Genomic DNA, 22,603 nt, shown 5'->3' with positions numbered 1-22,603 from the left:
CGTTCCCGGCGCCGTTACTTCAGTTCAACCTTTGCGCCTGCTTCTTCGAGCTCCTTCTTCAACTTTTCTGCGTCGTCCTTGTTGACTCCTTCTTTCACGCTTTTCGGCGCGCCGTCAACGAGGTCCTTCGCCTCTTTCAAGCCGAGTCCGGTTGCCGCGCGGACGACTTTGATGACGTTGATCTTCTGCGCGCCCGCTTCCTTCAGCACAACGGTAAATTCCGTCTGTGCTTCAGCCGCCGGGGCGGCCGCTGCTGCCGCGGGTCCGGCCATCATGACCGGGGCTGCCGCCGTGACGCCGAATTTTTCTTCGAGCGCTTTTTTCAATTCGGCTGCTTCAAGCAGGGTGAGTTTTTCGATCTTTTCAACTAATTCTGCTACTGCTGACATTGTGCTGTTCTCCTTAAAGTAAATTAGATTTCATATGAACCGACAACAACTAGGCTGCTTTCTTTTTCTCGATCGCATCGATCACTCCGACGAGGTCCCTCATCACGGCGTTGATCGCGCCGACGATGCCGGAGGCCGGAGCCTGAAGAGAACCAAGAATGCTTGCGACGATCTCGTTGCGCGACGGGAGCCTCGACAATTCATCGAGCTTTGACCCGTCGAACACCTGACGGTCGATAACGCAAGCTTTGCAGGAAAGCTTTTCGTTCTTGTCGTGGAACTTCTTGATGATCTTTGCCGGTGTTACGGGGTCGTTGTAGCTGAACGCGATGCCGGTCGGGCCGGCAAGGTTCTTGTACACCGCATCGTACCCTGTCACGCTTTCGAGTGCTTTCCGGGCAAGCGTATTCTTCACGACCTTGTAGTCGATGCCCGACTTGCGGAATTCGCTGCGGAGCTCTGTCGCCTGCTCCACGGTGATGCCGGTGAAATCGGTGAAGAACATCCCTTTCGCCCGGGAGATCTTCTCCCGCACTTCGGCAATGATCTCCTCTTTCTCTGATCTTTTCATAGTTCGTTTTTACTCTTGAACTTCTTACAGGCGATGAGAAGCCCCCCGCTTGCGCGGAGGCATCACCCGCAAAAAAATGAATTAAGTGAGTGCGTAATATTCTTTGTAAAGAATCCCTGAAAAACTCTATGCCTGGACGACGCCGCGGTCAATGTGAACGCCGGGGCCCATCGTGGATGAGACTGCAATGCTCTTGACATACTGCCCTTTGGCGCTGGCGGGTTTCAGCCGGCCGATGGTCGCAAGAAAAGCCTTTACGTTCTCGGCCAATTTCTCTTTTTCAAAGTTCGCTTTGCCGACGGTGGCATGCACAACCCCGGCCTTGTCCACGCGGAACTCGATCTTTCCGGCTTTCACCTCTTTGACAGCCGTTGCCACGTCTGCGGTCACGGTGCCGCTCTTCGGGTTCGGCATGAGGCCGCGGGGACCGAGAATCTTTCCGAGCTTGCCGACCTCCACCATTACGTCCGGAGCGGCGATAATGACGTCGATGTCCGCCCATCCCCCTTGAATTTTTTCAACATACTCTTGCAGTCCGGCATGGTCGGCGCCAGCCGCTTTGGCTTCGGCATCTTTGGGCGGCTTCGCCATCACGAGCACCCGGACTTCCTTGCCGATGCCGTGGGGAAGCGAGACGGTTCCGCGAATAGCCTGGTCTGCTTTCTTGGGATCGACGCCGAGACGAACGGCGATATCGACCGATTCGTTGAATTTTGCCGTGGCTGCCTCTTTAACGATGGCGACGGCGTCTTCTACAGTATAGAATTTTTTTAGATCGACTTTGGCGAGGCCTGCTTTGAAGCGTTTTCCGTGTTTCATAGGACATCCTCTATATATAGTGGTGCAAGCGTCCAGCCCGTGGCGGGACTCCCACGTGAATAAATTAACCTTCGACGGTGATTCCTAAGCTTTTTGCAGTTCCTTCCACCATGCTCATGGCGGCATTGAGGCTGGCGGCGTTGAGGTCCGGCATCTTCATCTCCGCGATCTCTTTGACCTGGGCGCGGGTCACTTTCCCTACTTTCACGCGATTCGGCTCACCGGAACCCTTTTCGACCTTGGCGGCTTTAATGAGCAGCACTGCGGCCGGAGGAGTTTTTGTGATGAAGGTGAACGATTTATCCGAATAGACGGTGATGATGACCGGGATGATAAGCCCCATTTTGTCCTGCGTTTTTGCGTTGAATTGCTTGCAGAACTCCATGATGTTCACGCCTTTTTGACCGAGGGCGGGACCGACCGGCGGTGCGGGGTTGGCTTGTCCGGCCGGAATTTGAAGCTTTACGAAACCTACTACTTTCTTTGCCATACGAAACGCTCTTTCAGAATAGATTCAACAGTTATTTTTCGATTTCAACCTGGCTGAAGTCAAGCTCGACGGGAGTCTTCCTTCCGAAAATACTGACCATGACTTTCAGCTTCATTCGTTCTTCATTCACTTCCTGGACAAACCCCGAAAAATTATTGAACGGGCCGCTGATCACTTTCACCGGTTCGCCGATATGGAACGGAACCTCGATCTGCTCGACGTCCCCTTTCTGTTCGATCTTTCCGATCAGGCGCCGCACTTCGTCCGGCTGCAGGGGTACCGGCTTTTCTTTCGAGCCGACAAAACTCATCACGGACGGCGTATTGAGGATGATGTACTTCGTCTTTTCGTCCAGGAAGGCTTCGACAAGAATGTATCCGGGGAAAAAATTCTTCGTCTTGCTTTTCTTTTTTCCATCCTTCACTTCAAAGACCTTTTCAGACGGGACGAGGACCTTGGCGATCTTCTCCTGAAGCCCCGCCTGCGCGACCTCGCTCTCAAGATAGGCTTTCACTTTGTTCTCGTGTCCCGAATACGTCCGGACAACATACCACTTTCTATCGACCGCTGTTTCTACCATAGGGTTTAGAAAATTCCTTTGAGCGCCTGGCTCACGATAGTGTCAACAAGGTAGACGAAGGCCGCGATGATCAGACACACGACGAGGACAAGCACCGTCGAATCCTGAAGTTCATTCCGTTTGGGCCACGTCACTTTGCTCATTTCTTTATAGACGTCCGTAAAAAAACCGATTATCTTCTCTTTCATCGTTCAGGCTCGTTTGAATGTAAGTGAACCATCTGCACAACCTTCGCACGTGTGGAGGGACTCGAACCCCCAACCAACGGTTTTGGAGACCGCTACTCTACCAATTGAGCTACACACGTAGGGTATTCGGCGACGCAATTACTTCGTCTCTTTATGCGGAGTATGCTTTGCGCAAAAACGACAATATTTTTTGTATTCGACCCGGCCGGTCTGCTTTTTCTTATTCTTCGTCGTGGAATAATTCCTGTTCTTGCAAACCGTGCATTCCAAAGTTATGATGTCTCTCACCGTACGCTCCGCAGCATGATGTTCTTATAGTGTTCTTCTTCCAAGCACGAGGTCCGCCGTTGACGTGACGACCTCTTCCCTTTTCTTTCGAGCTTGCGATCGGGATTGAACCGATGACCTCTTCCTTACCAAGGAAGTGCTCTACCAACTGAGCTACGCAAGCATCAAACTCAGCACCCTGAATATTTTTGTCCGACTGAGCACTTCAACAACGCACGGACACTTTTTACGTGCAATCCCTCACAACTCATTCTGAGCGGGAGACGGGACTCGAACCCGCGACCAACAGCTTGGAAGGCTGTGACTCTACCAACTGAGTTACTCCCGCGATTGAATTCTCATCCTCTCAATTTTCTTTCAAGCCCGCGACCAATCCCCCTTCTCGGGGGATGACTCTACCAACTGAGTTACTCCCGCGATTGAATTCTCATCCTCTCAATTTTCCTTCGAGCCCGCGACCAATCCCCCTTTTTGGGGGATGACTCTACTAACTGAGTTACTCCCGCGATTGAATTCTCATCCTCTCAATTTTCTTTCGAGCCCGCGACCAATCCCCCTTCTCGGGGGATGACTCTACCAACTGAGTTACTCCCGCGATTGAATTCTCATCCTCTCAATTTTCCTTCGAGCCCGCGACCAATCCCGAAGTGATCCCTTTGCGACTGAGTGACTTCTTCCAACTCACGAACTCGAAAAAAAATTTCTTTCATCTCTCGACCAGCCTGAGATCTTTTTCGCAGGTTGGTGGGTAGGGAAGGATTCGAACCTCCGAAGGCGTGAGCCGTCAGATTTACAGTCTGATGCGTTTAACCACTTCGCTACCTACCCTTATACCCGTGAGCTGGCGATGGGATTCGAACCCGCGACCTGCTGATTACAAATCAGCTGCTCTACCAACTGAGCTACGCCAGCAAAAATGCACAAGGATCTACACTGCTGTATAAATGAATTAAGCGGGAAAAGAAGAAACAGCGGTAAAAATCGTCTTATGAATGCCCAATTCTAAAAGGCGTAACGCCTTTTTGCTTTGCCGGTAGAGTCACATAATATAAGAGATTTTGCAATAAAGTCAATAATATTTCGACCTATTTTTCTTTTTTGGCAGGAATCTGACAAAATCTGGCAAACGCGGTCCCGTGCCCCAGGGCACAAAATCCCCCTCCTAGGGAATACCCCTGCAAACAAAGGGGCATTCACACCCCCCGTCCTCTGGTCATAAAAAAAATGCTTGCGTCTAAAATAAAAACAACCTATTTTGCCAGCGCAAACAACAGTACACCGTTTTTTGCGCTTGTAATGCCTTCCGGGGTTCACTCGGAGTATTGTTTTGCTAACCAGGTCTTTCAAAAGAACCTCCCCGGTCACTGACAAGATCGGCAAACAAATAGAATCGCAGAGTAGGCAAATTTTGAGCAAGTAGCTGATTGCAACTTCTGCGATTTTGCGTTATAGAGGCAACAAAACCCGGTCGTACGCTTGTCCGAAAGTATTTCGGACAGGTTTTTTTGAAAAATCTTTACAGAAAGGAATTGTTCCATGGAGAAAGGAACAGTGAAGTGGTTCAATAGTGCAAAGGGTTTCGGCTTTATTCAGCGTGAATCCGGCGAAGACGTTTTTGTGCACTATAAAGCGATCATCGGCGAAGGCTATAAGACACTGAACGAAGGAGACAAAGTTCAGTTCGACGTCGAGAAAGGACCGAAAGGCTTACAGGCAGCCAATGTTACTAAGGTTTAACGTTTGCTAGCAATCTGTTCGAAAAACCCCGTCCGAAAGAACGGGGTTTTTCGTTTTATTGCCCGCCACACCTTTCCCTTCTTTCCAGCATCCTCCTTCCCGCAAACCTGGCGGTTGATTATTGAAATTCGCTCTAAATAGTTCTACCTTTGGGCTGGGAACTGTTCATCCGGCGAAGTTCCTGTCGCCGGGGAAACGTAATATCTGAACAAGCGACAATACATATATAGACATAGCTGGGACACGCCCGGTTTAGCCGCGGAGAGCCAATATTATCAGCCTGCAGTTCCAGAAGGAGATCGAATTCGTTTGGAGAAACCTATGGAAATCAAAACCATTACGATAGAAAAACCCGAAGCGACGAATTTCATTTTGGGCCAATCGCATTTCATCAAAACGGTGGAAGATATTCATGAAGCCATCGTTCAGACAAATTCACAGATAAAATTCGGGGTCGGATTTTGCGAATCGTCGGGGCCGGCATTGGTACGATGGTCGGGAAACGACCCTGCGCTCATTACCCTTGCGCAGAAGAACGCTATGGCCCTCGCATGTGGCCATTGCTTCATCCTCTTCATGGAGAACGGATTCCCGGTCAACATCCTCAACATCGTCAAGAACATTCCCGAGGTCTGCAACATCTACTGTGCCACGGCAAACCAGGTTGAGGTGATCATCGCCGATACGGAACAAGGCCGCGGCATTATGGGAGTCATCGACGGCGTAAGAACAAAAGGCATCGAGACCGAAACGGACATTAAAGGAAGAAAAGAATTCCTGCGCAAGATCGGATACAAGCTGTAACGTATTTTTTCCCCACGACAACGCGTTTCGGCGATGAAAACTCCTCCTCAAACAACCACCGGGCGTACCATCACCGCCCCGCATGGCACGCAGCGCTCCTGTAAAGGTTGGATCCAGGAAGCAGCGCTTCGAATGCTGATGAACAACCTTGACCCCGCCGTTGCGGAGAAACCGGACGAACTGATCGTCTACGGCGGAACGGGAAAAGCCGCACGCAACTGGAAATGCTTCGATGCGATCGTCGAGAGTTTGAAAAATCTCGACAGCGATGAGACGCTTCTCGTTCAATCGGGTAAGCCGGTTGGAATCTTCCGTACGCATGAGAACGCACCGCGCGTTCTTATCTCCAACGCAATGCTCGTCCCGAAGTGGGCGACGTGGGACGAATTCCGGAGACTCGAAGGACTCGGCCTGACGATGTACGGGCAGATGACCGCCGGGAGCTGGATTTACATCGGCACGCAGGGAATTCTACAAGGGACCTATGAGACGTTCGCCGCGTGCGCGTCTCAGCACTTCGGCGGAACGCTCGCAGGAAGATTTTTGCTCACCGCAGGTCTCGGCGGGATGGGGGGCGCACAGCCGCTCGCAGCCACGATGAATGGCGCGGCATGCCTTGTCGTGGAAGTTGACCGCAGCCGGATCGAAAAGAGGCTCCGCACACGTTACGTGGATAGAATGACGGAAGATTTCGACGAAGCGATGGTAATGATCCGCGAAGCAAAAGCGAAGAAGCAGCCCCTTTCGGTAGCACTTCTGGGAAACGCCGCGGAGATCATTCCGATGATCGCCGCAGGGAAATTTCTTCCGGATGTGGTTACGGACCAGACTTCCGCCCATGATACGCTGAACGGTTATGTTCCGGCAGGAATTTCTTACGATAAAGCGCTGGGGCTTCGGAGATCGAATCCAAAGAGATATATCGCGCTTGCACAGGCGTCGATCGCCGAACATGTCCGCGCGATGCTGAAGCTTCGGCAAAAAGGGGTGGTTGTCTTCGACTACGGAAATAATATCCGTGGCGAAGCGCTGGCGTACGGTGTCAAGAAAGCGTTCGATATTCCCGGTTTTGTCCCGGAATATATTCGTCCGTTATTTTGCGACGGCAAGGGGCCGTTCCGTTGGGCGGCGTTGTCGGGGGATCCGGAAGATATTTTTCGTACCGACCGGGCCGTGATGGAAACATTTCCAGGCAACAAACCGTTGTGCAATTGGATCGAACAAGCCCGGAAGCAAATCGCCTTTCAGGGACTCCCCGCCCGGATATGCTGGCTCGGGTACGGAGAACGGGCCGCGATGGGAAAGATCTTCAACGACCTCGTTGCCCGCGGCGAAGTGAGCGCGCCTATCGTCATCGGACGAGATCACCTCGACTGCGGCTCAGTAGCTTCGCCGAATCGCGAGACGGAAAAAATGAAGGACGGAAGCGATGCCATCGCCGACTGGCCGATCCTTAATGCGCTGCTGAACGCGGTCGGCGGAGCAAGCTGGGTGAGCGTACATCACGGCGGCGGAGTCGGCATCGGGAATTCGATCCATGCCGGAATGGTCGTTGTCGCGGACGGTACAAAAGAGGCCGAGGTCAGACTGCAGCGCGTTCTGACGTACGACCCGGGAATGGGAATCGTCCGTCATGCGGACGCCGGATACGAACGCGCCCGCGAAAACGCCGGAAAGTGGCACGTGAAAATCCCGATGATGCCCGCAGCCAATTCCTGAGCCATGACGATCGGGTTGTGCGAAACATGCCGCTTCCACACGCTTGTGAAGAACGAACGGCAAAGCACGTTTCACATGTGTGAAAAAAGCAGGACCGATCTTTCATTCGTCAAATATCCGCGCCTCCCTGTTTTGAACTGCAAAGGATACCAATCCACGAAGGACACGAAGGGGCACGAAGACAAATAATAGTTTATCTATGCTTCGGGGGGAATATGGCTGAACTACTATACAAGGCAGAGGTCTTTGAAATTATCGGGGCGGCGATCGAAGTCCATAAGGAGCTGGGACATGGTTTTCTTGAAGCGGTCTACCAGGAAGCAATCGAAATTGAAATGAGACAAAGGCAAATCCCGTTTGAGCCTCAAAAAAACTTATGCATCCGCTATAAGGAGTTGATCTTACAAAAGCAGTATGTTGCAGATTTCATTTGCTATGGCAAGATCATTGTTGAACTGAAGGCGTTGGATGAACTCACAGGGAGAGAAGAATCGCAAATATTAAATTATCTCAAGGCTACAGGTTTACGAGTCGGTCTTCTCATTAACTTTGGAAGTGTTGGAAAATTGGAATGGAAACGGTATATAAAATGATCCACGAAGGACACGAAGAAACACGAAGGTAAAAATCAGTGCGCCTTCGTGACCTTCGTGGAAAGCAAACACGAAGGTAAAAATTAGTGCGCCTTCGTGACCTTCGTGGAAAGCAAACACGAAGGTAAAAATTAGTGTGTCTTCGTGCTCTTCGTGGAAAGTAAACATGAAGGTAAAAATTAGTGTGTCTTCGTGCTCTTCGTGGAAAGTAAACATGAATCTTTTTATCAAAAATATCCGCCAGCTCGTCACTGTCGCATCGAACGGAAAACCGTTCAAGGCCGGGAAAGAAATGCGCGAGTTGAACGTCGTTGAACATGCCTCCGTGCTGATCGAGAACGGCATCATCCGGCAGATTGGATCGGCCGGCGAGGTATCGGCGCCGCGCGACGTTGACGAGCTCGATGCCGCGAACCGCGTCGCCCTGCCGGGGTTTGTCGATTCGCACACCCATGCCGTTTTTGCCGGAAGCCGTGAAAATGAATTCGCCATGCGGGCCGAAGGGAAATCGTACGCCGATATTGCCGGCTCAGGAGGAGGCATTCTCTCAACGATGACCGCAACACGCGCCGCGGCAAAGAAAGACCTGCTGAGGCCTGCAGGCCGGCGGTTGAATGAAATGATGAAGCTGGGAACAACGACGGTCGAAATCAAAAGCGGCTATGGTTTGAACGCTGAAGCCGAATCGAAAATGCTCGACGTGATACACGATCTCCGAAGAGACCATTACATGACGGTCGTTCCGACATTCATGGGCGCGCATGCCTTTCCCCCCGAATTCAGCGAGGATAAAAACAGATACGTCGAGCTTATCACCAACAAGATGCTGCCGTACATTGGCGAACGGCAGCTTGCCGTCTTTTGCGACGTTTTTTGCGATGAGGGATATTTTGATCTGCACCAGACGGAACAGATCCTGCTCGAGGCGAAAAGGTTCGGACTCATTCCGAAACTCCACGCCGACCAGCTTGCCGCGATCGGCGGAACGGAGCTCGGAGTTCAATTGAATGCAATCTCGGTGGACCATCTCGAGCATCTCTCGGCGAGCGGCATTGAAGCGTTGAGGCGGTCATCGACAATCGCCACAGTTCTCCCGGGAGCATCGTTTTTCCTGAACCAGCCGTACGCTCCGGCCCGGACCATTATTGATGCAACCATACCACTGGCAATTGCGTCGGACTGCAATCCGGGCACATCGATGTCATTTTCCATGCCGATGATGATGACCATCGCCTGCACCCAAATGAAAATGACGCCGGAAGAGGCGATCACCGCATGCACATTGAACGGCGCCGCGGCCCTCGGACTCTCCCATGAAACGGGAAGCATCGAAGTCGGAAAGCAAGCGGACATCATCCTCTACGATGTTCCAAATTACCGATACATTCCGTACCATTACGGCAGTAATCTCGCATCGAAGATCATCAAGAACGGGACCGTGCTTGAATTCTAACGACAGAAAAAAAACTGTGCCGTTGGTGGCGGGCATCGACCTTGCCGGAAGCCCAAAGCGGAATACCGGCGTCTGCCTTTTGAGAGGAAAACGCGTGGTCGAGTGGAAAACATTATTTTCGAACGAAGAGATCCTGGAATTCATCGACCGCTCCCAACCCCATCTTATCGCGATCGACGCACCGCTCAATCTTCCCCCCGGGAGAAAATCGCTCGACGACAAAAACGGCGAACATTTCCGCCCGTGCGACCGCGAACTGCTGAAACGAGGGATTCGATTCTTTCCCATCACTCTCGGACCGATGAGGATGCTCACTGAGCGGGGCATCATGCTGAAAAAGAAATTCACCCGCAGAGGATTTGACGTCATCGAAATGTACCCGGGGGCAGCGCAGGACGTCTGGAAAACCGGCCGCAAGCAGGACGGGCTTCCGAGGCTTCGGAGAGGGTTGGAAAGACTCGGGGTGCGGGGGCTCGACCAAAAAATGAACGGCGACGAGCTTGACGCCGTTACCGGAGCACTGGTAGGTTTTTGGTATATAAAGGGAAAAGCTGAAGTTCTGGGAAATTTCAAAGAAGGAGCGATCATCATTCCCCTCACGGTTGCGTGAGCGTTGTATTCTGTCTCATGAATTCTGTATTCCAGCGCGGGAATTCAGGATTCAGGAGACAAAGATCTTCAACCAAAAAAACTCTATGAAAACAATTGTCGAATGCGTTCCCAATTTCAGCGAAGGACGAAACGCGGGAACGATTAAAGCGATCGCGGAGAGCATTCACGCCGTCGGCAACGTCAAGCTTCTGAATGTCGAGCCCGACAAAGACTACAACCGCGTTGTGGTCACGTTCATCGGCGACCCGGACGGCGTCGTTGAGGCAGCATTCCAATCGACGAAGACCGCTTCGCGGCTGATCGATATGGAGCACCATAAAGGAGAGCATCCGAGAATCGGCGCAACCGATGTCGTCCCCTTCATTCCCGTTTCCGCATCGTCAATGGCAGAATGCGTAGAGCTTGCCAAAGCGTATGGAAGGCGCGTCGCAGCCGAGCTCAAGATCCCCGTTTATCTTTACGAAGCGGCTGCAGCGTCGGCCGACAGGAAAAATCTTGCCGACATCCGCAAAGGTGAATATGAAGGCCTCGCGGAAAAACTTCTCGACCCGAAATGGCAGCCGGACTTCGGGCCCTCGTCCTTCAATAAAAGATCGGGAGCGACGGTGACCGGCGCACGCAAATTCCTCATCGCGTACAATGTCAACCTCAATACTCCCGATGCGTCGATCGCGCAGGAAATCGCCCAGCAAATCCGCGAAAGCGGCCGGGTGAAGAAGGACGCGTCCGGGAAAGCCATGAAGAATGAACGAGGCGAAACGATAAAAATTCCCGGAACGTTGAAGGCCGTCAAAGCGATGGGGGTGGTCGTCGAACGATTCAACATCGCTCAGGTTTCCATCAATCTGGTGGATTATGAAACAACGCCGCCGCATATTGCGTTTGAGGAAGTAAAAAGGATCGCCCATTCGCTTGGCGTTGAAGCGACCGGGAGCGAGATCGTCGGCCTGACACCGTTGAAGGCCCTGCTGATGGCGGGGAAATTTTACAATAAACAGGAATCGTCGGAAGAACGCTTGGTCTCGCTTGCGGCAGAACGGCTGGGGCTGAGTCAATTGGACCCGTTCGATCCGCAGAAGAAAGTGATAGAATACCAATTGTGAGAGAAGCATCACACGGAAACGAGAAGGGGCAAAGAGCGAGCATTGAATGTGTAAAAATTCTTTTTCATCCTTGTGTAAGATAAACCTCAACGATGAGCGAAAATGCTGACTACAAAAACGGTCAATGAATTCATCAACGATACGGCATCGGGCGATCCCACACCGGGGGGCGGAAGCATTGCGGCGCTCGCTGGAGCGTTGGGCGCGGCACTTACCTCGATGGTATGCAATATCACGATCGGCAGGAAGAAATATGCCGATGTGCAGGAAACGATGAAGGATCTCCTCAGGCAATCGGAAAATCTGAGGGACGCCTTTGCACGATTGGTCGATGAAGATGCGGAAGCATTCAACACCGTCATGAATGCGCTTACTCTGCCCAAGGACACCGAGCAGGAACAGGCGAAGCGGGCGACGGCCGTACAGTACGCGACCAAGAACGCGACAGAAATTCCTCTGAGAGTCATGCAATTGTGCGAACAAGCGATTATATTGACCCAGTCCGCCGCCCAAAAAGGAAATGTCAATTCAATTTCCGACGCGGGCGTTGCGGCGCTGCTCCTTCGCGCCGCCTGTCTTGGCGCAAGGCTCAATGTGCAGATCAACCTCGGATCGATAAAAGATCCCGCTTTTGTGCAGGAGACAACATCCCGTGCAGAAAACATCGGCAAACGAGTGGAAGCGATGAGCCACGATATTCTTAAACGCGTGGACGAGGCGCTTTCCCCCGCACACTCATGAAAGGACGGGCTTGATGGACATTGCTTGGAAGTTGCTCAGTGAGGCTCCGGACGCCGTTTTCTTTTCGCGCAACGACGAATCCGACCCGCGAATGGGGGACATCGTCCGGCGTCAGCAGGAAAATCTGTCATCCGACGTTAAAATCGGCATCGTGGGAGTTCCGGAGGATGAGGGAGTGAAAAGGAACCGCGGCCGCGTCGGTGCAAAAGAAGCGCCGAACGAAATCCGGAAAGCGCTCTACAAGTTCACGCCGTTCGCCATTTCAAGGAACAAGCAAATTTCCGACCTTGCCATCTTCGACTTCGGCAATGTCAAGACCGGCGCAACGCTGGAAGAGACGCACCAGCGCGTCCAAACGGTCGCCGAATCGCTCGTGGCGAACAACATCCTCCCGATCGTCTTCGGAGGAGGACACGACACGACCTATCCCACCTTCCTCGCTTTCGCAAAAAAGGCCGCAAGCGCGGGAGCCATCAACATCGACACGCATCTCAATTTCCGCAAATCGGACCCGCAGCGAAACAGCGGCACCGCGTTCCGGCAGATCCTGGATTCGACGCACAGCCCTCTCGCGCCGATGCACTTCGTCGAGCTCGGCGCACAATCATTTGCCAATTCGAAGGAGCATTACGAAGAGCTCAACGACCGGGGAGCGACCGTGTTCACCCTGGGAGACGTGCGGAAGGAAAAGATCGAAAAGATCCTCGACATTGCGTACGAAATTGCTTCGAGCTCTTCCGAACGAATGTACGTCAGCTTCGACCTCGACTCGGTGCAGAGCAGCGACGCGCCGGGCGTCAGCGCTTCATACCCAACGGGGCTCACTGCCGAAGAACTACTGAAGGCCGCCCATTTTGCCGGCCTGCGTCAAAAAGTGAAAGCGATCGACATCGTCGAGGTCAACCCCAAATTCGACGTCGACAGCAAAACGAGCAAGCTTGCGGCGCTTGTCGTGATGTATTTTCTTGCCGGCGTTGCCAACCGATGACCACTGCGGGTCCGAAGGTTTCCGCCGTGGACGGAGGAAAATATTTTAACCGCCAATAGTTCCTCCGCCTGATGGATGCGTCCTTCCCATCCTTGCACTTCCATCGCTAATATCGTATCTTAGTGAAGAAAATTTGCCCACGACATGTTTCGGCGGGCATTTTCGTTTAATTGGAGAGATCCGGTAACAAGTGAAGGGTGAACGGCAGAACGCGCGTTCCTGCCACTTCCCGCTTCACGAAGTACCATCCACGCATTTTCAAAAAATGAATCACATCCGAAATTTTTGCATCATCGCGCACATCGATCACGGAAAATCCACGCTCGCCGACCGCCTGCTCGAATTGACCGGCACGATCACGCAGCGGGACCTTGTCGTGAATCAGGTGCTCGACGACATGGACCTGGAGCAGGAACGGGGGATCACGATCAAGCTCCATGCCATTCAGATGCAGTACACGGCGAAGGACGAGCGGCATTATACGCTGAATTTGATCGACACGCCGGGGCACGTCGATTTCACGTACGAGGTCTCGCGTTCGCTCGCCGCGTGCGAAGGAGCGATCCTGGTTGTCGATGCTTCGCAGGGAGTCGAAGCGCAGACCATCAGCAATCTTTATCTTGCCATCGAGGCGGGGCTGGAAATTATTCCCGTCATCAATAAGGTCGATCTCCCTTCAGCGAAAACGATGATCGATACCGTCAAGCACGAAATCGTCAATCTCATCGGGTGCAAGGAAGAAGAAATTCTGTTGGCGAGCGCGAAGACGAAGCTCGGCATCGAGGAAATTCTCGAAGCCGTCGTGCAGCGTATTCCCCCTCCCAAAGGAGACGCCTCGCAGCCGCTCCGCGCGCTCATCTTCGATTCCCTGTTCGACTCATACCGCGGCTCCATCGCCTACATCCGCGTTGTCGAGGGAACGCTGAAGGAGAGGGACAAAATCAGATTTTTCTACAACGGCACGACCGCAGAAGCGGAAGAGGTCGGTATTCTTGAGATGAAAAGGAAGCGGATCGGCGTCCTGACCGCCGGCGACGTCGGCTATCTCATCGCGGGATTGAAAGATGTCCATGAGACCAAGGTCGGCGATACCGTCACGACGGTCGCAAACGCCGCAACCGAGCCTCTACCCGGATACAAAGAGGTGAAGCCGATGGTCTTCAGCGGATTGTATCCGACGAACAGTGACGATTTTGCCGAGCTGCGGGACTCGCTGGAGAAGCTCCGCCTGAACGACGCCTCGCTTATCTTTCAGCCGGAATCGTCCACGGCGCTCGGGTTCGGATTCCGCGCGGGATTCCTCGGACTGCTCCATATGGAGATCATCCAGGAACGGCTCGAGCGCGAGTACAATCAAAATCTCATCACCACGGTCCCGAACGTCGAATACCGGGTGACAAAAACGAATAAGGAGGTCGTCTCGGTCAACAATCCCGCGGAGATGCCGCCGATCGGAAGCGTCGAACGAATGGAAGAGCCGTACATCAAGGCCCAGATCATTACGCCGACGGAATATATCGGCAATATCATGAAGCTCTGCATGGACCGGCGCGGCATCTATAAAAATACGAACTATCTCGACCCGACCCGCGCCGACATCTCCTACGAATTTCCTTTGTCGGAGATCATCTTCGATTTCTACGACAAGCTCAAATCGTTGACGCGGGGCTATGCGTCGCTCGATTACGATTACCTTGACTATCGCGAGTCGGACCTCGTCAAGCTTGACATTCTTCTGAACGGCGACCCCGTCGATGCCCTGTCGACGATCGTTCACCGGGAGAAGTCGTACGACATGGGAAAAAGACTGTGCAGTAAACTCAAGGAGTTGATCCCGCGTCAAATGTTTGAAGTGGTCATTCAGGCGGCGATCGGCAGCAAAGTGATCGCGCGGACGACGGTTTCGGCCATGCGGAAAAACGTGCTGGCAAAATGCTACGGGGGCGACATCAGCAGAAAGCGGAAGCTTCTCGAGAAACAAAAGGAAGGGAAAAAACGTATGAAACAGGTAGGACGCGTCGAACTTCCGCAGGAAGCGTTTCTCGCAGTGCTGTCGATGGACGAATAACGGCAGAACGCAGAGGTCAGAATACAAGTTTCATCATACTGCCTTCTGTGTTTTGCATTCTTTCTCAAAATTCCACCAATCATCAATCTACCGAAAAATGGCCAAACAAGAAGAAAAAAAAGCTGAAGGTCCGGTTCCCTTTTCGAAAAAAGTGAAGGATTTTTTCCGTGAGGCGGCGATCGTCATCATCGGATTTTTGCTGCTGAATAATTTTGTCATCGCGTCCTTCATGGTGCCGACCGGGTCGATGGAAAATGAAGTGATGACCGGCGATTTCCTGATGGTGAATAAATTCATTTACGGCGGCTGCTCGCCGCGCAACATTCCGTTCACCGACGTGCGGCTGCCGTGGTTCAGGCTTCCGGCATTCACCTCCGTGCACCGCGGCGACGTGATCGTCTTCGAATTCCCGGGGTACCGCGAAGAAGTGCACCCGGATGCGTTCACGTATTATCTGAAGCGCTGCATGGCGATCTCGGGGGACACGCTCCAGATCATCAACCGGGTTGTTTACGTCAACGGACAGCGGGCGCCGATTCCGCGCAACATGAAGTTCAATTCCCCCAGGATGCTTCCGGCGAGCTATGCCGACGAGCGGATCTTCCCGCCGACGGCGCCGTTCAACGAGGATAATTACGGCCCGATCGTCATTCCGTACAAAGGAATGAAACTCCCCCTTACTGCGGGCAATCTTGCAATGTGGGATACATTCATCCAGCGGGACGGACACAAAGCCTCTCTCGACGGAAGCGGCAATATCCTGATCGACGGAAAGCCGAACAACACCTACGTTGTCGAAAAGAATTATTTGTTCGGAATGGGAGATAACCGCGACAACAGCCTCGACAGCAGGTTCTGGGGATTTGTTCCGGCCGACAATATTGTGGGAACGCCGATGATCGTCTACTGGTCGTGGGATACCGACATCTCGATCTTCAACATCTTTGAGAAGATCTTCTCAGTGCGGCTGAACAGGCTCGGAACGCTGATCCGTTAATCTTTGTGCAGAGCGAAGTGGAAGGACATCAGGAGCAGGCTAACGACAGGAAACCGGCGCGCCGTCGGCTGAACGATTACGTTGTTACCGTTTGCGCGACACTTCTCGTTGCGTTCTTTCTCAAAACGTTTGTCGTCGAGGCTTTTCGCATTCCGAGCGCGTCGATGGAGAACACGCTCCGTGTCGGTGATTTTCTTTTTGTCAACAAGTTCATCTACGGTGCGGAAACGCCGAAGTACCTTCCGTTTACCAATATTGAAATCCCGCACTTCCGTCTTCCCGCGCTCATGCAGCCGCGTCACGGAGATGTCGTTGTCTTCGAGTACCCGGGAGACAGGGACCAAACGACGCCGGAAGCCGGCGTGAACTACGTGAAACGCTGCATCGCTCTTCCCGGCGATACGCTCCTGATCTCTAATAAAATTGTTTTTGTGAACGGCAGGGAATTTCCGCGCCCCGTTCACTCCCCGTATACTGCGCCGAGCAATTTCCTTCCGAACGAATCGGTGGGCGTGATGTTCCCCAAAGGGAGTTCCTACAACCCCGATTATTACGGACCGATCATCGTTCCTTTCAAAGGAATGGACATCAGCCTTTCCAACAGTTCGATCCAACAATGGGAAACGTTCATCGAACGGGAAGGGCACCGGGTGACGGCAGATCAAACGGGATCGGTCTCGATCGACGGGGTCGTGAGCACTCAGTATGTCATTGAACGGGATTATCTATTCGCGATGGGAGATAACCGGGACAACAGCCTGGACAGCCGATACTGGGGGTTTGTCCCCGAAGAGAATATCGTCGGCAAGGCGATGTTCGTGTATTGGTCGTGGGACACATCTGTCCCCGTCGGCAGCATCGCGGATAAATTCCTCGCAATTCGCTGGTCGCGCATCGGAACCTTGATCCGGTAGGCAAAACGATGGGAAGCCTCTACCTCCACATACCGTACTGCGAAAAGAAATGCCTCTACTGCGATTTCTATTCGATCGAGAATATGGAATCGATGGAGCGGTTTCTCGGCGCGCTTGAAAAAGAGATCACGGAGGCTGGCGCCGAGTATGCGGGCAAAGAATCGTTTGAGACAATTTTTTTCGGCGGAGGAACGCCGTCGCTCCTTGCGCCGTCTGCACTTGAAAGAATCCTCCTCAGGCTGCATTCAAGCTTCCGGATCGATCCCGATGCAGAGGTCACAGTGGAAACGAATCCGGGTACGGCCGACCTCGAAAAACTCCGCGCGTACCGTTCGCTGGGCGTCAACAGGCTCAGCATCGGCATTCAGTCATTCCATCCGGACGAGCTGAAATTTCTCAGCCGCATTCATACCGCAGGAGAGGCGGCGGACTGCGTCGAGAACGCATACCGGGCCGGCTTCGAGAACCTCAATGTCGATCTGATATTTTCCCTCCCGAAACAAACACTTGACCGGTGGAAGGAGAACCTCCAACGTGCCGCCGCATTGCAGCCGAAACATATTTCCGCGTACAGCCTGATCGTCGAAGAACATACCCCTCTTTATGCCATGGTCCAGGAAGGAAGGGTGAAACCGCTTTCGGAAAAAAGAGATTCGGCAATGTATGAAACAACGCTGGAGATGATGGCGAATTTCGGATTCGAGCAGTACGAAGTCTCCAATTTTGCCAGGCCGGGATTCTCGTGCCGGCATAATAAGAATTACTGGAACCACTCAAACTATCTCGGGTTTGGTCCGTCCGCTCACTCTTTTTGGAAGGACCGTCAGACCGGCGGACGGCGCTGGTGGAACGCACGGAGCATCGCGCAGTATTGCGATGCGGTACAAAAAGGGGCGTCTGCCGCGGCAGGGTCGGAGGTCGTCGATAAAGAAAAAATGTTCAGCGAAGCTGTTTTCCTCGGATTGCGGACGGGGGAACTGAGCGTGACAACGCTGCAGCAATTGTACGGCATCGATATGCTCGAGGCCCGGGGAGAGAAATTGAAATTGTACTCCGACGAACAACTGCTGCGAATCGACAACCGGCGCATCGCGCTGACGCGCAAGGGCTTCATGGTCTGCGATGCGATCGCCGAGTCGCTCCTCTAGCTCTTCCCTTCAGCGTTCAATTGCAATTAGACCGCTTTCAGAGTATATTGAGCAAGTTTTTTCACTTATTGACCGACTATGAAAGAATCGCGCCGTTCTCACTGGGAAAATTTCTGGGACGAAAAGAAGAATCTGCAGGAGGTCTATTCGAACTCCGACCGCGTCGTGCGGAACTTGTCGAAGATCGTCGACCTGAAAGGAAAGAAAATACTGGAGGTCGGCGCCGGGACCGGACGCGACAGCTTCCCGCTGGTCGAGCGCGGAGCGGAGGTTTTCCAGCTCGACTATTCCATCAACTCGCTGATGATCATGAAGAAAATAGCCGGCGAAGAAAAGATCGAGGTCGCCATCGTCGGCGGCGATACGTTCTGCCTTCCGTTCCGGGATGAGACATTCGACATCGTCTTTCATCAGGGGCTGCTGGAACACTTCAGGCCGCAGCAGGCGGAAGCGCTGCTTCGTGAAAATATCCGCGTCACAAAAAAGGACGGGCTGCTGCTCGTCGATGTCCCCCAGCGGTACCACATCTATACGGTCATCAAGCATTTCCTGATCGCCATCAATAAGTGGTTCGCCGGATGGGAGCGGGAATTCTCCGTGGGCGAACTTCGGCGGGAGATGGAACGGCTCGGCCTGCAGATCGTGCACACATACGGAGAATGGATGTACCCGAGTCTCTTCTATCGGGCAACGCGCGAGGCGCTCCTGAAGGTCGGACTAAAATTGCCTTTGTATCCGACCTTCATTCGGCCCCTGACGGGAATGAGAAAATCCATCCGCGAAGCCCTGCGAGATACCCCCATTGCCGTCAACACCTCTTTATCATTCGGTTTGGTGGGAAAGAAAAAATAATTGAGAATCCTCCCCAATTCGTAATTCCAAATTCTTAATCGTCTTTGCGTATCCTCATCTTCAATTGGCAGGACATCAAGAACCCTCTCGCGGGGGGAGCGGAGGTCCACCTGCACGAGGTCTTTGAGCGCATTGCCTCAAAGGGGCACGATGTCACGCTTTTCTGTTCCCGTTTTGACAACGCCCCCGAAAAAGAGGAGATGAACGGGATCCATGTTATTCGCCAGGGGGGACGGTCGTTCTTCAATTATCTTGTTCCGCAAAAATATTTCTCCACGTTCAAGGCACAGAAGTTCGACCTGATCGTCGACGACATGAACAAGATCCCTTTTTACACTCCCCTCTTTGTGAAGGAGCCGCTCCTCGGCATCACGCATCATCTTTTCGGAACAAGCATCTTTCTCGAAGCGATCTTTCCCGCGGCATCGTATGTTTATCTAACAGAACGCGCGGCTCTCCCGGTCTACAAACGGCTGCGATTCATCGTCGGCTCTCCCAGCACTCATAAGGAGATGCTCCACCTTGGTTTTGCCGAAGAGCGAACGCACCTCATCCACTACGGCGTCGACCACAATTCGTTCAAGATCCTCGGCATCCCCAAAAGCCCGGCGCCCCTCATCGGCATGGTGGGACGGCTGAAGAAATATAAGAGCGTCGACCATCTGCTTGAGGCGTTTGTCATCGTCCGGCAGGAGATGGCCGAAGCAAAATTGGTCATTGTGGGAGATGGGGACGACAAGCAGCGGTTGGAAGCCATTACTGGCAAGCTCGGCCTGTCGGAAGCCGTTCGGTTTACGGGGTTTGTCAGCGAGGAGGAAAAAGTCAGGCACTTGAACGAGATGCATGTCGCCGTCAACACGTCGGCAAAGGAAGGGTGGGGATTGACGGCGATCGAAGCGAATGCCTGCGGCACGCCAACGGTGTCAAGCAACGTGCAGGGACTGCGCGACGCCGTGGTCGACGGCGAGACGGGGCTTCTATACGAATACGGAAACCGCGAACAGCTCGCAGAAAAAATTTTGTTGATGCTGAGAGACGGCCATTTGCGCCAGCGTCTTGCCGGCAACGCCGTGCGCCGGTCCAAGCAATTTGACTGGGACATCGCCGCCGAACGGACGATGGATGTCATCGAACGGGTTCGATCCGAGCATTTCCGCCGGTAAACCGATCACCCAAGCATTCTTTTCATCCAGCCGCAGACATCTGCCAGACTCTCCCCGCTGATCTCGTGCCCCATCGGATATTCTCTGTACTCGAACTTCGCGTTCGACTGCGAGAACAGCGCTTCCGTCTTTCGCGCCTCATCGACCGGAATGACCGGGTCATACACGCCGTGCGTGATGATGAAAGGGCATCGAGCGAGCGCGTTCCATTGAAAATGTAATTCGGGATGTTCGCGGACGAACCCGCTTTGCGCCACCACGCCTGCGAATTTCTCCGGATGCGTCAGCGACATCGCGTATGCCATGATCGTCCCCATGCTGAATCCCAGTAGGAAAATTCTCTTCGCGTCAATGTCAGGAAGCGACGCGACGCCGTCCGCAAACTTCATCAGCCGCCGGTAGCTCTCCATGAACATGACCGGCTCGGCGGAGTTGTCATCCAGCAGCTGAAAGTAGGTGTATCCTCCAAACTCGAACGGATACGGCGCCCGTACGCTGAACACCGCCAGACGGTCGTCAAAATATTCCGAGAGGCCGAGCAGGTCGTTCTCATCAGCGCCCCGTCCGTGCAGAAGAATGACGGCCGGAGACCCACCCCCCGCAGCCTGCTTCGGGTTCACAGATCTATAGAAAAGGTCGGATCGGAATGTCTTCATCGTGAGGCTGAAGCGAAGATCTTACCTGAGGATATTTTGAATGCCGACGCGGATCATCATGACGGCGATGGCCGCCATAAAAAGAGAAGCGACTTTTCCGAAGGCACGCGACCCGGCAACGCCCATCACCTTCATGACGAACTCGGAAAAGTGGAACACCAGCCAAACGATGATCAGGTTGATCAAGAGCGACACCATCGACATCCAGTAGCCGTAATTATCCACCACAATGATGATGGACGTCAGCGCCGCCGGTCCCATGATCAACGGAATGCCGATCGGCACAACGCCGACCGAAGCTTCCAGATCGCGCTGCGTGTCCTTCGCAAAAAGCAATTCATACACAGAGAAGACGAGAAGCACGATTCCCCCGCCGATGCGGAAATCATTCTCCGTAATGCCGAGGAAGGAAAAGATCAGCTTTCCGGACGCGAGGAAGACAAGGGCAACGGCGCCGGCGGTGAGCGTCGCCTCGATCACCAGGTGCCGCTTTGTCCTTGCGGCCATTCCGGCGGTGAGTGAAATAAACACCGGGAGCGCCCCGAAAATATCGATGGCGACAAAAAGGGGGATGAACGCCATCAAGAGATTGTGGATGGAAAATTTCATTGTTCGCGAGTGCCACAAGGGCAAGGGGACACGAAAAATTCATTATCAGCGCGTGCAAAAAACCCTTTCGCGTCCCGGTGTCGCTGCGGCAAAAATGTTACTCGATCATAACGCCTGCCTGTTTGAGCGAATCGCCGATGATCCTGAGAACATCCGGCTCAGGAATCAGCAGCCGTGCGCCGGAGGTGTGGACGGCCTGAGCGAGCGTTCCTTTTCTTTCGGAAAGAAACTGCCAGACACAAAAGCCGAGACGATTCTGGTCATTCGGCTCGCGTGTTGGAATTGATGCGACGCTGGTATAAGCGATCTTTTCCAGCGTCGACGGTGAGAACTCCTTTACCTTGGCCGGGGGAACCGTTGTCATACGAGTACCTTTTCTTTGATGAAACTTGTCCTGTTACGGCGCTCTTCGAGCAGAAGATCGGATCTGAAGATATTTGATGATGCCTGGAAGCAGCGAAAGCAGAATGACCGCTGCGATAACATACGTAATATTTTTGTCGATATTCGGAATCGTCGAGCCGAGAAAATATCCGACGAGCAGCATGCTGGTGATCCATCCGACAGCGCCGATGACATTGAACGAAGCGAAGCGCACGTACTTCATCTCGGCAATACCTGCGACAACCGGCGCGAACGTCCGGGCGAACGGCATGAACTGCGCCATGACGATGGTGATCGGACCGTAATGTTCGTAAAATTCCTTCGTTTTCAACAAATGCTGCTTCTTGAAAAACCGCGATTCCTCTCTGGTGTACAGCGCATGCCCCCCTTTTTGACCGATGAGGTACCCCGTGCTGTTTCCAAGGATCGCAGCAACGATCAACAGGAAAATAAGAACAGTGACGTTAAAGAATCCCGCCGCGGCAAATAGTCCGGCCGTGACCAGCAGAGAATCTCCCGGCAGAAAAAAACCGACCAGCAGTCCGGTCTCCGAGAAGATGATCAATGCCAGCCCGGGATACCCCGCCCATTGGACAAGCGCCTTGACGTCGGTAAGCTTTTGAAAAAGATCTCTCAGTACTTCCATGGTGATTTTCGAGTGACAAATGCCGGGTGGCAAAGGAAAAATAAATTTCTATGCGCTGCTTCGTTCTTCGGCACTCGTCATTTGGCATTCC

At 53.1% G+C, this 22,603-nt stretch carries 26 protein-coding genes and 5 tRNA genes; 15 read left to right on the top strand and 16 right to left on the bottom strand.

Going from position 1 to position 22,603, the window contains the following annotated elements:
* Window positions 1-14: 14 nt before the first annotated feature.
* The 12 genes from rplL to VMF88_12885 all read right to left on the bottom strand — a co-directional run bounded on the left by rplL (window position 15) and on the right by VMF88_12885 (window position 4,237).
* Window positions 15-389 carry a 50S ribosomal protein L7/L12 gene (gene rplL, locus VMF88_12940; GenBank protein HTY11961.1) on the bottom strand — a complete coding sequence of 125 codons (375 nt, stop codon included), beginning with the start codon at window positions 387-389 and terminating at the stop codon, window positions 15-17.
* Between the two features lie 49 nt (window positions 390-438).
* Window positions 439-960: a 50S ribosomal protein L10 gene (rplJ, locus tag VMF88_12935; protein HTY11960.1), complete on the bottom strand. Its 522-nt coding sequence runs from the start codon at window positions 958-960 to the stop codon at window positions 439-441.
* A 126-nt stretch (window positions 961-1,086) separates the two neighbouring features.
* Complete coding sequence (gene rplA, locus VMF88_12930) at window positions 1,087-1,779, bottom strand: 50S ribosomal protein L1 (protein HTY11959.1); 693 nt, start codon at window positions 1,777-1,779, stop codon at window positions 1,087-1,089.
* Window positions 1,780-1,843: 64 nt separating this feature from the next.
* The gene (gene rplK / locus VMF88_12925) at window positions 1,844-2,269 is read right to left on the bottom strand and encodes a 50S ribosomal protein L11 (GenBank protein ID HTY11958.1); all 426 of its coding nucleotides are present in this window, start codon (window positions 2,267-2,269) and stop codon (window positions 1,844-1,846) included.
* A gap of 31 nt (window positions 2,270-2,300) precedes the next feature.
* Window positions 2,301-2,849, bottom strand: a complete 549-nt coding sequence (gene nusG / locus VMF88_12920) for a transcription termination/antitermination protein NusG (GenBank protein HTY11957.1) — start codon at window positions 2,847-2,849, stop codon at window positions 2,301-2,303.
* A 5-nt stretch (window positions 2,850-2,854) separates the two neighbouring features.
* Window positions 2,855-3,037, bottom strand: a complete 183-nt coding sequence (gene secE, locus VMF88_12915) for a preprotein translocase subunit SecE (GenBank protein HTY11956.1) — start codon at window positions 3,035-3,037, stop codon at window positions 2,855-2,857.
* Window positions 3,038-3,083: 46 nt separating this feature from the next.
* Window positions 3,084-3,156, bottom strand: a tRNA-Trp gene (locus tag VMF88_12910).
* 19 nt (window positions 3,157-3,175) lie between these two features.
* Window positions 3,176-3,325 (bottom strand): 50S ribosomal protein L33, encoded by a 150-nt coding sequence (gene rpmG / locus VMF88_12905; GenBank protein HTY11955.1) that lies wholly within the window; start codon window positions 3,323-3,325, stop codon window positions 3,176-3,178.
* Window positions 3,326-3,415: 90 nt separating this feature from the next.
* Window positions 3,416-3,488 (bottom strand) — tRNA-Thr (locus tag VMF88_12900).
* A gap of 92 nt (window positions 3,489-3,580) precedes the next feature.
* Window positions 3,581-3,653: transfer RNA gene (locus VMF88_12895), tRNA-Gly, on the bottom strand.
* Window positions 3,654-4,067: 414 nt separating this feature from the next.
* Window positions 4,068-4,153: transfer RNA gene (locus tag VMF88_12890), tRNA-Tyr, on the bottom strand.
* 11 nt (window positions 4,154-4,164) lie between these two features.
* Window positions 4,165-4,237: transfer RNA gene (locus VMF88_12885), tRNA-Thr, on the bottom strand.
* 624 nt (window positions 4,238-4,861) lie between these two features.
* On the opposite strand from VMF88_12885, the gene VMF88_12880 reads away from it, so the two are divergent.
* The 15 genes from VMF88_12880 (at window position 4,862) to VMF88_12810 (ending at window position 20,217) form a co-directional block, all read left to right on the top strand.
* A complete protein-coding gene (locus VMF88_12880; protein HTY11954.1) occupies window positions 4,862-5,062 on the top strand; it encodes a cold-shock protein in 201 nt (66 codons plus the stop codon).
* 321 nt (window positions 5,063-5,383) lie between these two features.
* On the top strand, window positions 5,384-5,866 hold the full coding sequence (locus tag VMF88_12875; GenBank protein ID HTY11953.1) for an adenosine-specific kinase: 483 nt from the start codon (window positions 5,384-5,386) through the stop codon (window positions 5,864-5,866).
* Window positions 5,867-5,899: 33 nt separating this feature from the next.
* The gene (gene hutU, locus VMF88_12870; protein ID HTY11952.1) at window positions 5,900-7,585 is read left to right on the top strand and encodes a urocanate hydratase; all 1,686 of its coding nucleotides are present in this window, start codon (window positions 5,900-5,902) and stop codon (window positions 7,583-7,585) included.
* Between the two features lie 215 nt (window positions 7,586-7,800).
* Window positions 7,801-8,178 (top strand): GxxExxY protein, encoded by a 378-nt coding sequence (locus VMF88_12865; protein HTY11951.1) that lies wholly within the window; start codon window positions 7,801-7,803, stop codon window positions 8,176-8,178.
* Between the two features lie 214 nt (window positions 8,179-8,392).
* On the top strand, window positions 8,393-9,631 hold the full coding sequence (gene hutI, locus VMF88_12860) for an imidazolonepropionase (protein ID HTY11950.1): 1,239 nt from the start codon (window positions 8,393-8,395) through the stop codon (window positions 9,629-9,631).
* Entirely contained in the window at window positions 9,621-10,241 is a 621-nt protein-coding gene (locus VMF88_12855; GenBank protein ID HTY11949.1) for a DUF429 domain-containing protein, read from the top strand. The genes hutI and VMF88_12855 overlap by 11 nt, the downstream gene beginning before the upstream one ends.
* Before the next feature lie 85 nt (window positions 10,242-10,326).
* Window positions 10,327-11,346, top strand: coding sequence for a glutamate formimidoyltransferase (gene ftcD / locus VMF88_12850; protein HTY11948.1), 1,020 nt, complete (start codon window positions 10,327-10,329; stop codon window positions 11,344-11,346).
* A gap of 102 nt (window positions 11,347-11,448) precedes the next feature.
* On the top strand, window positions 11,449-12,087 hold the full coding sequence (locus VMF88_12845; GenBank protein HTY11947.1) for a cyclodeaminase/cyclohydrolase family protein: 639 nt from the start codon (window positions 11,449-11,451) through the stop codon (window positions 12,085-12,087).
* Between the two features lie 13 nt (window positions 12,088-12,100).
* The gene (locus tag VMF88_12840) at window positions 12,101-13,075 is read left to right on the top strand and encodes a formimidoylglutamase (protein HTY11946.1); all 975 of its coding nucleotides are present in this window, start codon (window positions 12,101-12,103) and stop codon (window positions 13,073-13,075) included.
* Between the two features lie 265 nt (window positions 13,076-13,340).
* Window positions 13,341-15,143 carry a translation elongation factor 4 gene (lepA, locus tag VMF88_12835; protein HTY11945.1) on the top strand — a complete coding sequence of 601 codons (1,803 nt, stop codon included), beginning with the start codon at window positions 13,341-13,343 and terminating at the stop codon, window positions 15,141-15,143.
* A 97-nt stretch (window positions 15,144-15,240) separates the two neighbouring features.
* Window positions 15,241-16,140: a signal peptidase I gene (gene lepB, locus VMF88_12830; GenBank protein HTY11944.1), complete on the top strand. Its 900-nt coding sequence runs from the start codon at window positions 15,241-15,243 to the stop codon at window positions 16,138-16,140.
* Window positions 16,141-16,157: 17 nt separating this feature from the next.
* On the top strand, window positions 16,158-17,054 hold the full coding sequence (gene lepB, locus VMF88_12825) for a signal peptidase I (protein ID HTY11943.1): 897 nt from the start codon (window positions 16,158-16,160) through the stop codon (window positions 17,052-17,054).
* A gap of 8 nt (window positions 17,055-17,062) precedes the next feature.
* Window positions 17,063-18,202, top strand: a complete 1,140-nt coding sequence (hemW, locus tag VMF88_12820; protein ID HTY11942.1) for a radical SAM family heme chaperone HemW — start codon at window positions 17,063-17,065, stop codon at window positions 18,200-18,202.
* A 78-nt stretch (window positions 18,203-18,280) separates the two neighbouring features.
* Window positions 18,281-19,054 (top strand): class I SAM-dependent methyltransferase, encoded by a 774-nt coding sequence (locus VMF88_12815; GenBank protein HTY11941.1) that lies wholly within the window; start codon window positions 18,281-18,283, stop codon window positions 19,052-19,054.
* 44 nt (window positions 19,055-19,098) lie between these two features.
* Entirely contained in the window at window positions 19,099-20,217 is a 1,119-nt protein-coding gene (locus VMF88_12810; protein ID HTY11940.1) for a glycosyltransferase family 4 protein, read from the top strand.
* A gap of 5 nt (window positions 20,218-20,222) precedes the next feature.
* On the opposite strand, the gene VMF88_12805 is transcribed toward VMF88_12810, so the two are convergent.
* The 4 genes from VMF88_12805 to VMF88_12790 form a co-directional block, all read right to left on the bottom strand.
* A complete protein-coding gene (locus VMF88_12805) occupies window positions 20,223-20,873 on the bottom strand; it encodes a prolyl oligopeptidase family serine peptidase (protein HTY11939.1) in 651 nt (216 codons plus the stop codon).
* Window positions 20,874-20,894: 21 nt separating this feature from the next.
* A complete protein-coding gene (locus VMF88_12800) occupies window positions 20,895-21,482 on the bottom strand; it encodes a MarC family protein (GenBank protein ID HTY11938.1) in 588 nt (195 codons plus the stop codon).
* A gap of 97 nt (window positions 21,483-21,579) precedes the next feature.
* Window positions 21,580-21,846 (bottom strand): hypothetical protein, encoded by a 267-nt coding sequence (locus VMF88_12795; GenBank protein HTY11937.1) that lies wholly within the window; start codon window positions 21,844-21,846, stop codon window positions 21,580-21,582.
* Window positions 21,847-21,879: 33 nt separating this feature from the next.
* On the bottom strand, window positions 21,880-22,512 hold the full coding sequence (locus VMF88_12790; GenBank protein ID HTY11936.1) for a VTT domain-containing protein: 633 nt from the start codon (window positions 22,510-22,512) through the stop codon (window positions 21,880-21,882).
* Between the last annotated feature and the right edge of the window lie 91 nt (window positions 22,513-22,603).

This window comes from Bacteroidota bacterium (assembly GCA_035506275.1).
In the GTDB taxonomy this organism is placed as follows: Bacteria; Bacteroidota; Ignavibacteria; order UBA10030; family UBA8401; genus JAGVPT01.
This window is presented reverse-complemented; position numbering and strand designations above follow the sequence as displayed.

Bases quoted from the DNA above. Each gene is read 5' to 3' on its own strand.
- rplL (HTY11961.1), bottom strand. From the start codon at position 389: ATGTCAGCAGTAGCAGAATTAGTTGAAAAGATCGAAAAACTCACCCTG.
- rplJ (HTY11960.1), bottom strand. From the start codon at position 960: ATGAAAAGATCAGAGAAAGAGGAGATCATTGCCGAAGTGCGGGAGAAG.
- rplA (HTY11959.1), bottom strand. From the start codon at position 1,779: ATGAAACACGGAAAACGCTTCAAAGCAGGCCTCGCCAAAGTCGATCTA.
- rplK (HTY11958.1), bottom strand. From the start codon at position 2,269: ATGGCAAAGAAAGTAGTAGGTTTCGTAAAGCTTCAAATTCCGGCCGGA.
- nusG (HTY11957.1), bottom strand. From the start codon at position 2,849: ATGGTAGAAACAGCGGTCGATAGAAAGTGGTATGTTGTCCGGACGTAT.
- secE (HTY11956.1), bottom strand. From the start codon at position 3,037: ATGAAAGAGAAGATAATCGGTTTTTTTACGGACGTCTATAAAGAAATG.
- VMF88_12880 (HTY11954.1), top strand. From the start codon at position 4,862: ATGGAGAAAGGAACAGTGAAGTGGTTCAATAGTGCAAAGGGTTTCGGC.
- VMF88_12875 (HTY11953.1), top strand. From the start codon at position 5,384: ATGGAAATCAAAACCATTACGATAGAAAAACCCGAAGCGACGAATTTC.
- hutU (HTY11952.1), top strand. From the start codon at position 5,900: ATGAAAACTCCTCCTCAAACAACCACCGGGCGTACCATCACCGCCCCG.
- VMF88_12865 (HTY11951.1), top strand. From the start codon at position 7,801: ATGGCTGAACTACTATACAAGGCAGAGGTCTTTGAAATTATCGGGGCG.
- hutI (HTY11950.1), top strand. From the start codon at position 8,393: ATGAATCTTTTTATCAAAAATATCCGCCAGCTCGTCACTGTCGCATCG.
- ftcD (HTY11948.1), top strand. From the start codon at position 10,327: ATGAAAACAATTGTCGAATGCGTTCCCAATTTCAGCGAAGGACGAAAC.
- VMF88_12845 (HTY11947.1), top strand. From the start codon at position 11,449: ATGCTGACTACAAAAACGGTCAATGAATTCATCAACGATACGGCATCG.
- VMF88_12840 (HTY11946.1), top strand. From the start codon at position 12,101: ATGGACATTGCTTGGAAGTTGCTCAGTGAGGCTCCGGACGCCGTTTTC.
- lepA (HTY11945.1), top strand. From the start codon at position 13,341: ATGAATCACATCCGAAATTTTTGCATCATCGCGCACATCGATCACGGA.
- lepB (HTY11944.1), top strand. From the start codon at position 15,241: ATGGCCAAACAAGAAGAAAAAAAAGCTGAAGGTCCGGTTCCCTTTTCG.
- hemW (HTY11942.1), top strand. From the start codon at position 17,063: ATGGGAAGCCTCTACCTCCACATACCGTACTGCGAAAAGAAATGCCTC.
- VMF88_12815 (HTY11941.1), top strand. From the start codon at position 18,281: ATGAAAGAATCGCGCCGTTCTCACTGGGAAAATTTCTGGGACGAAAAG.
- VMF88_12805 (HTY11939.1), bottom strand. From the start codon at position 20,873: ATGAAGACATTCCGATCCGACCTTTTCTATAGATCTGTGAACCCGAAG.
- VMF88_12800 (HTY11938.1), bottom strand. From the start codon at position 21,482: ATGAAATTTTCCATCCACAATCTCTTGATGGCGTTCATCCCCCTTTTT.
- VMF88_12795 (HTY11937.1), bottom strand. From the start codon at position 21,846: ATGACAACGGTTCCCCCGGCCAAGGTAAAGGAGTTCTCACCGTCGACG.
- VMF88_12790 (HTY11936.1), bottom strand. From the start codon at position 22,512: ATGGAAGTACTGAGAGATCTTTTTCAAAAGCTTACCGACGTCAAGGCG.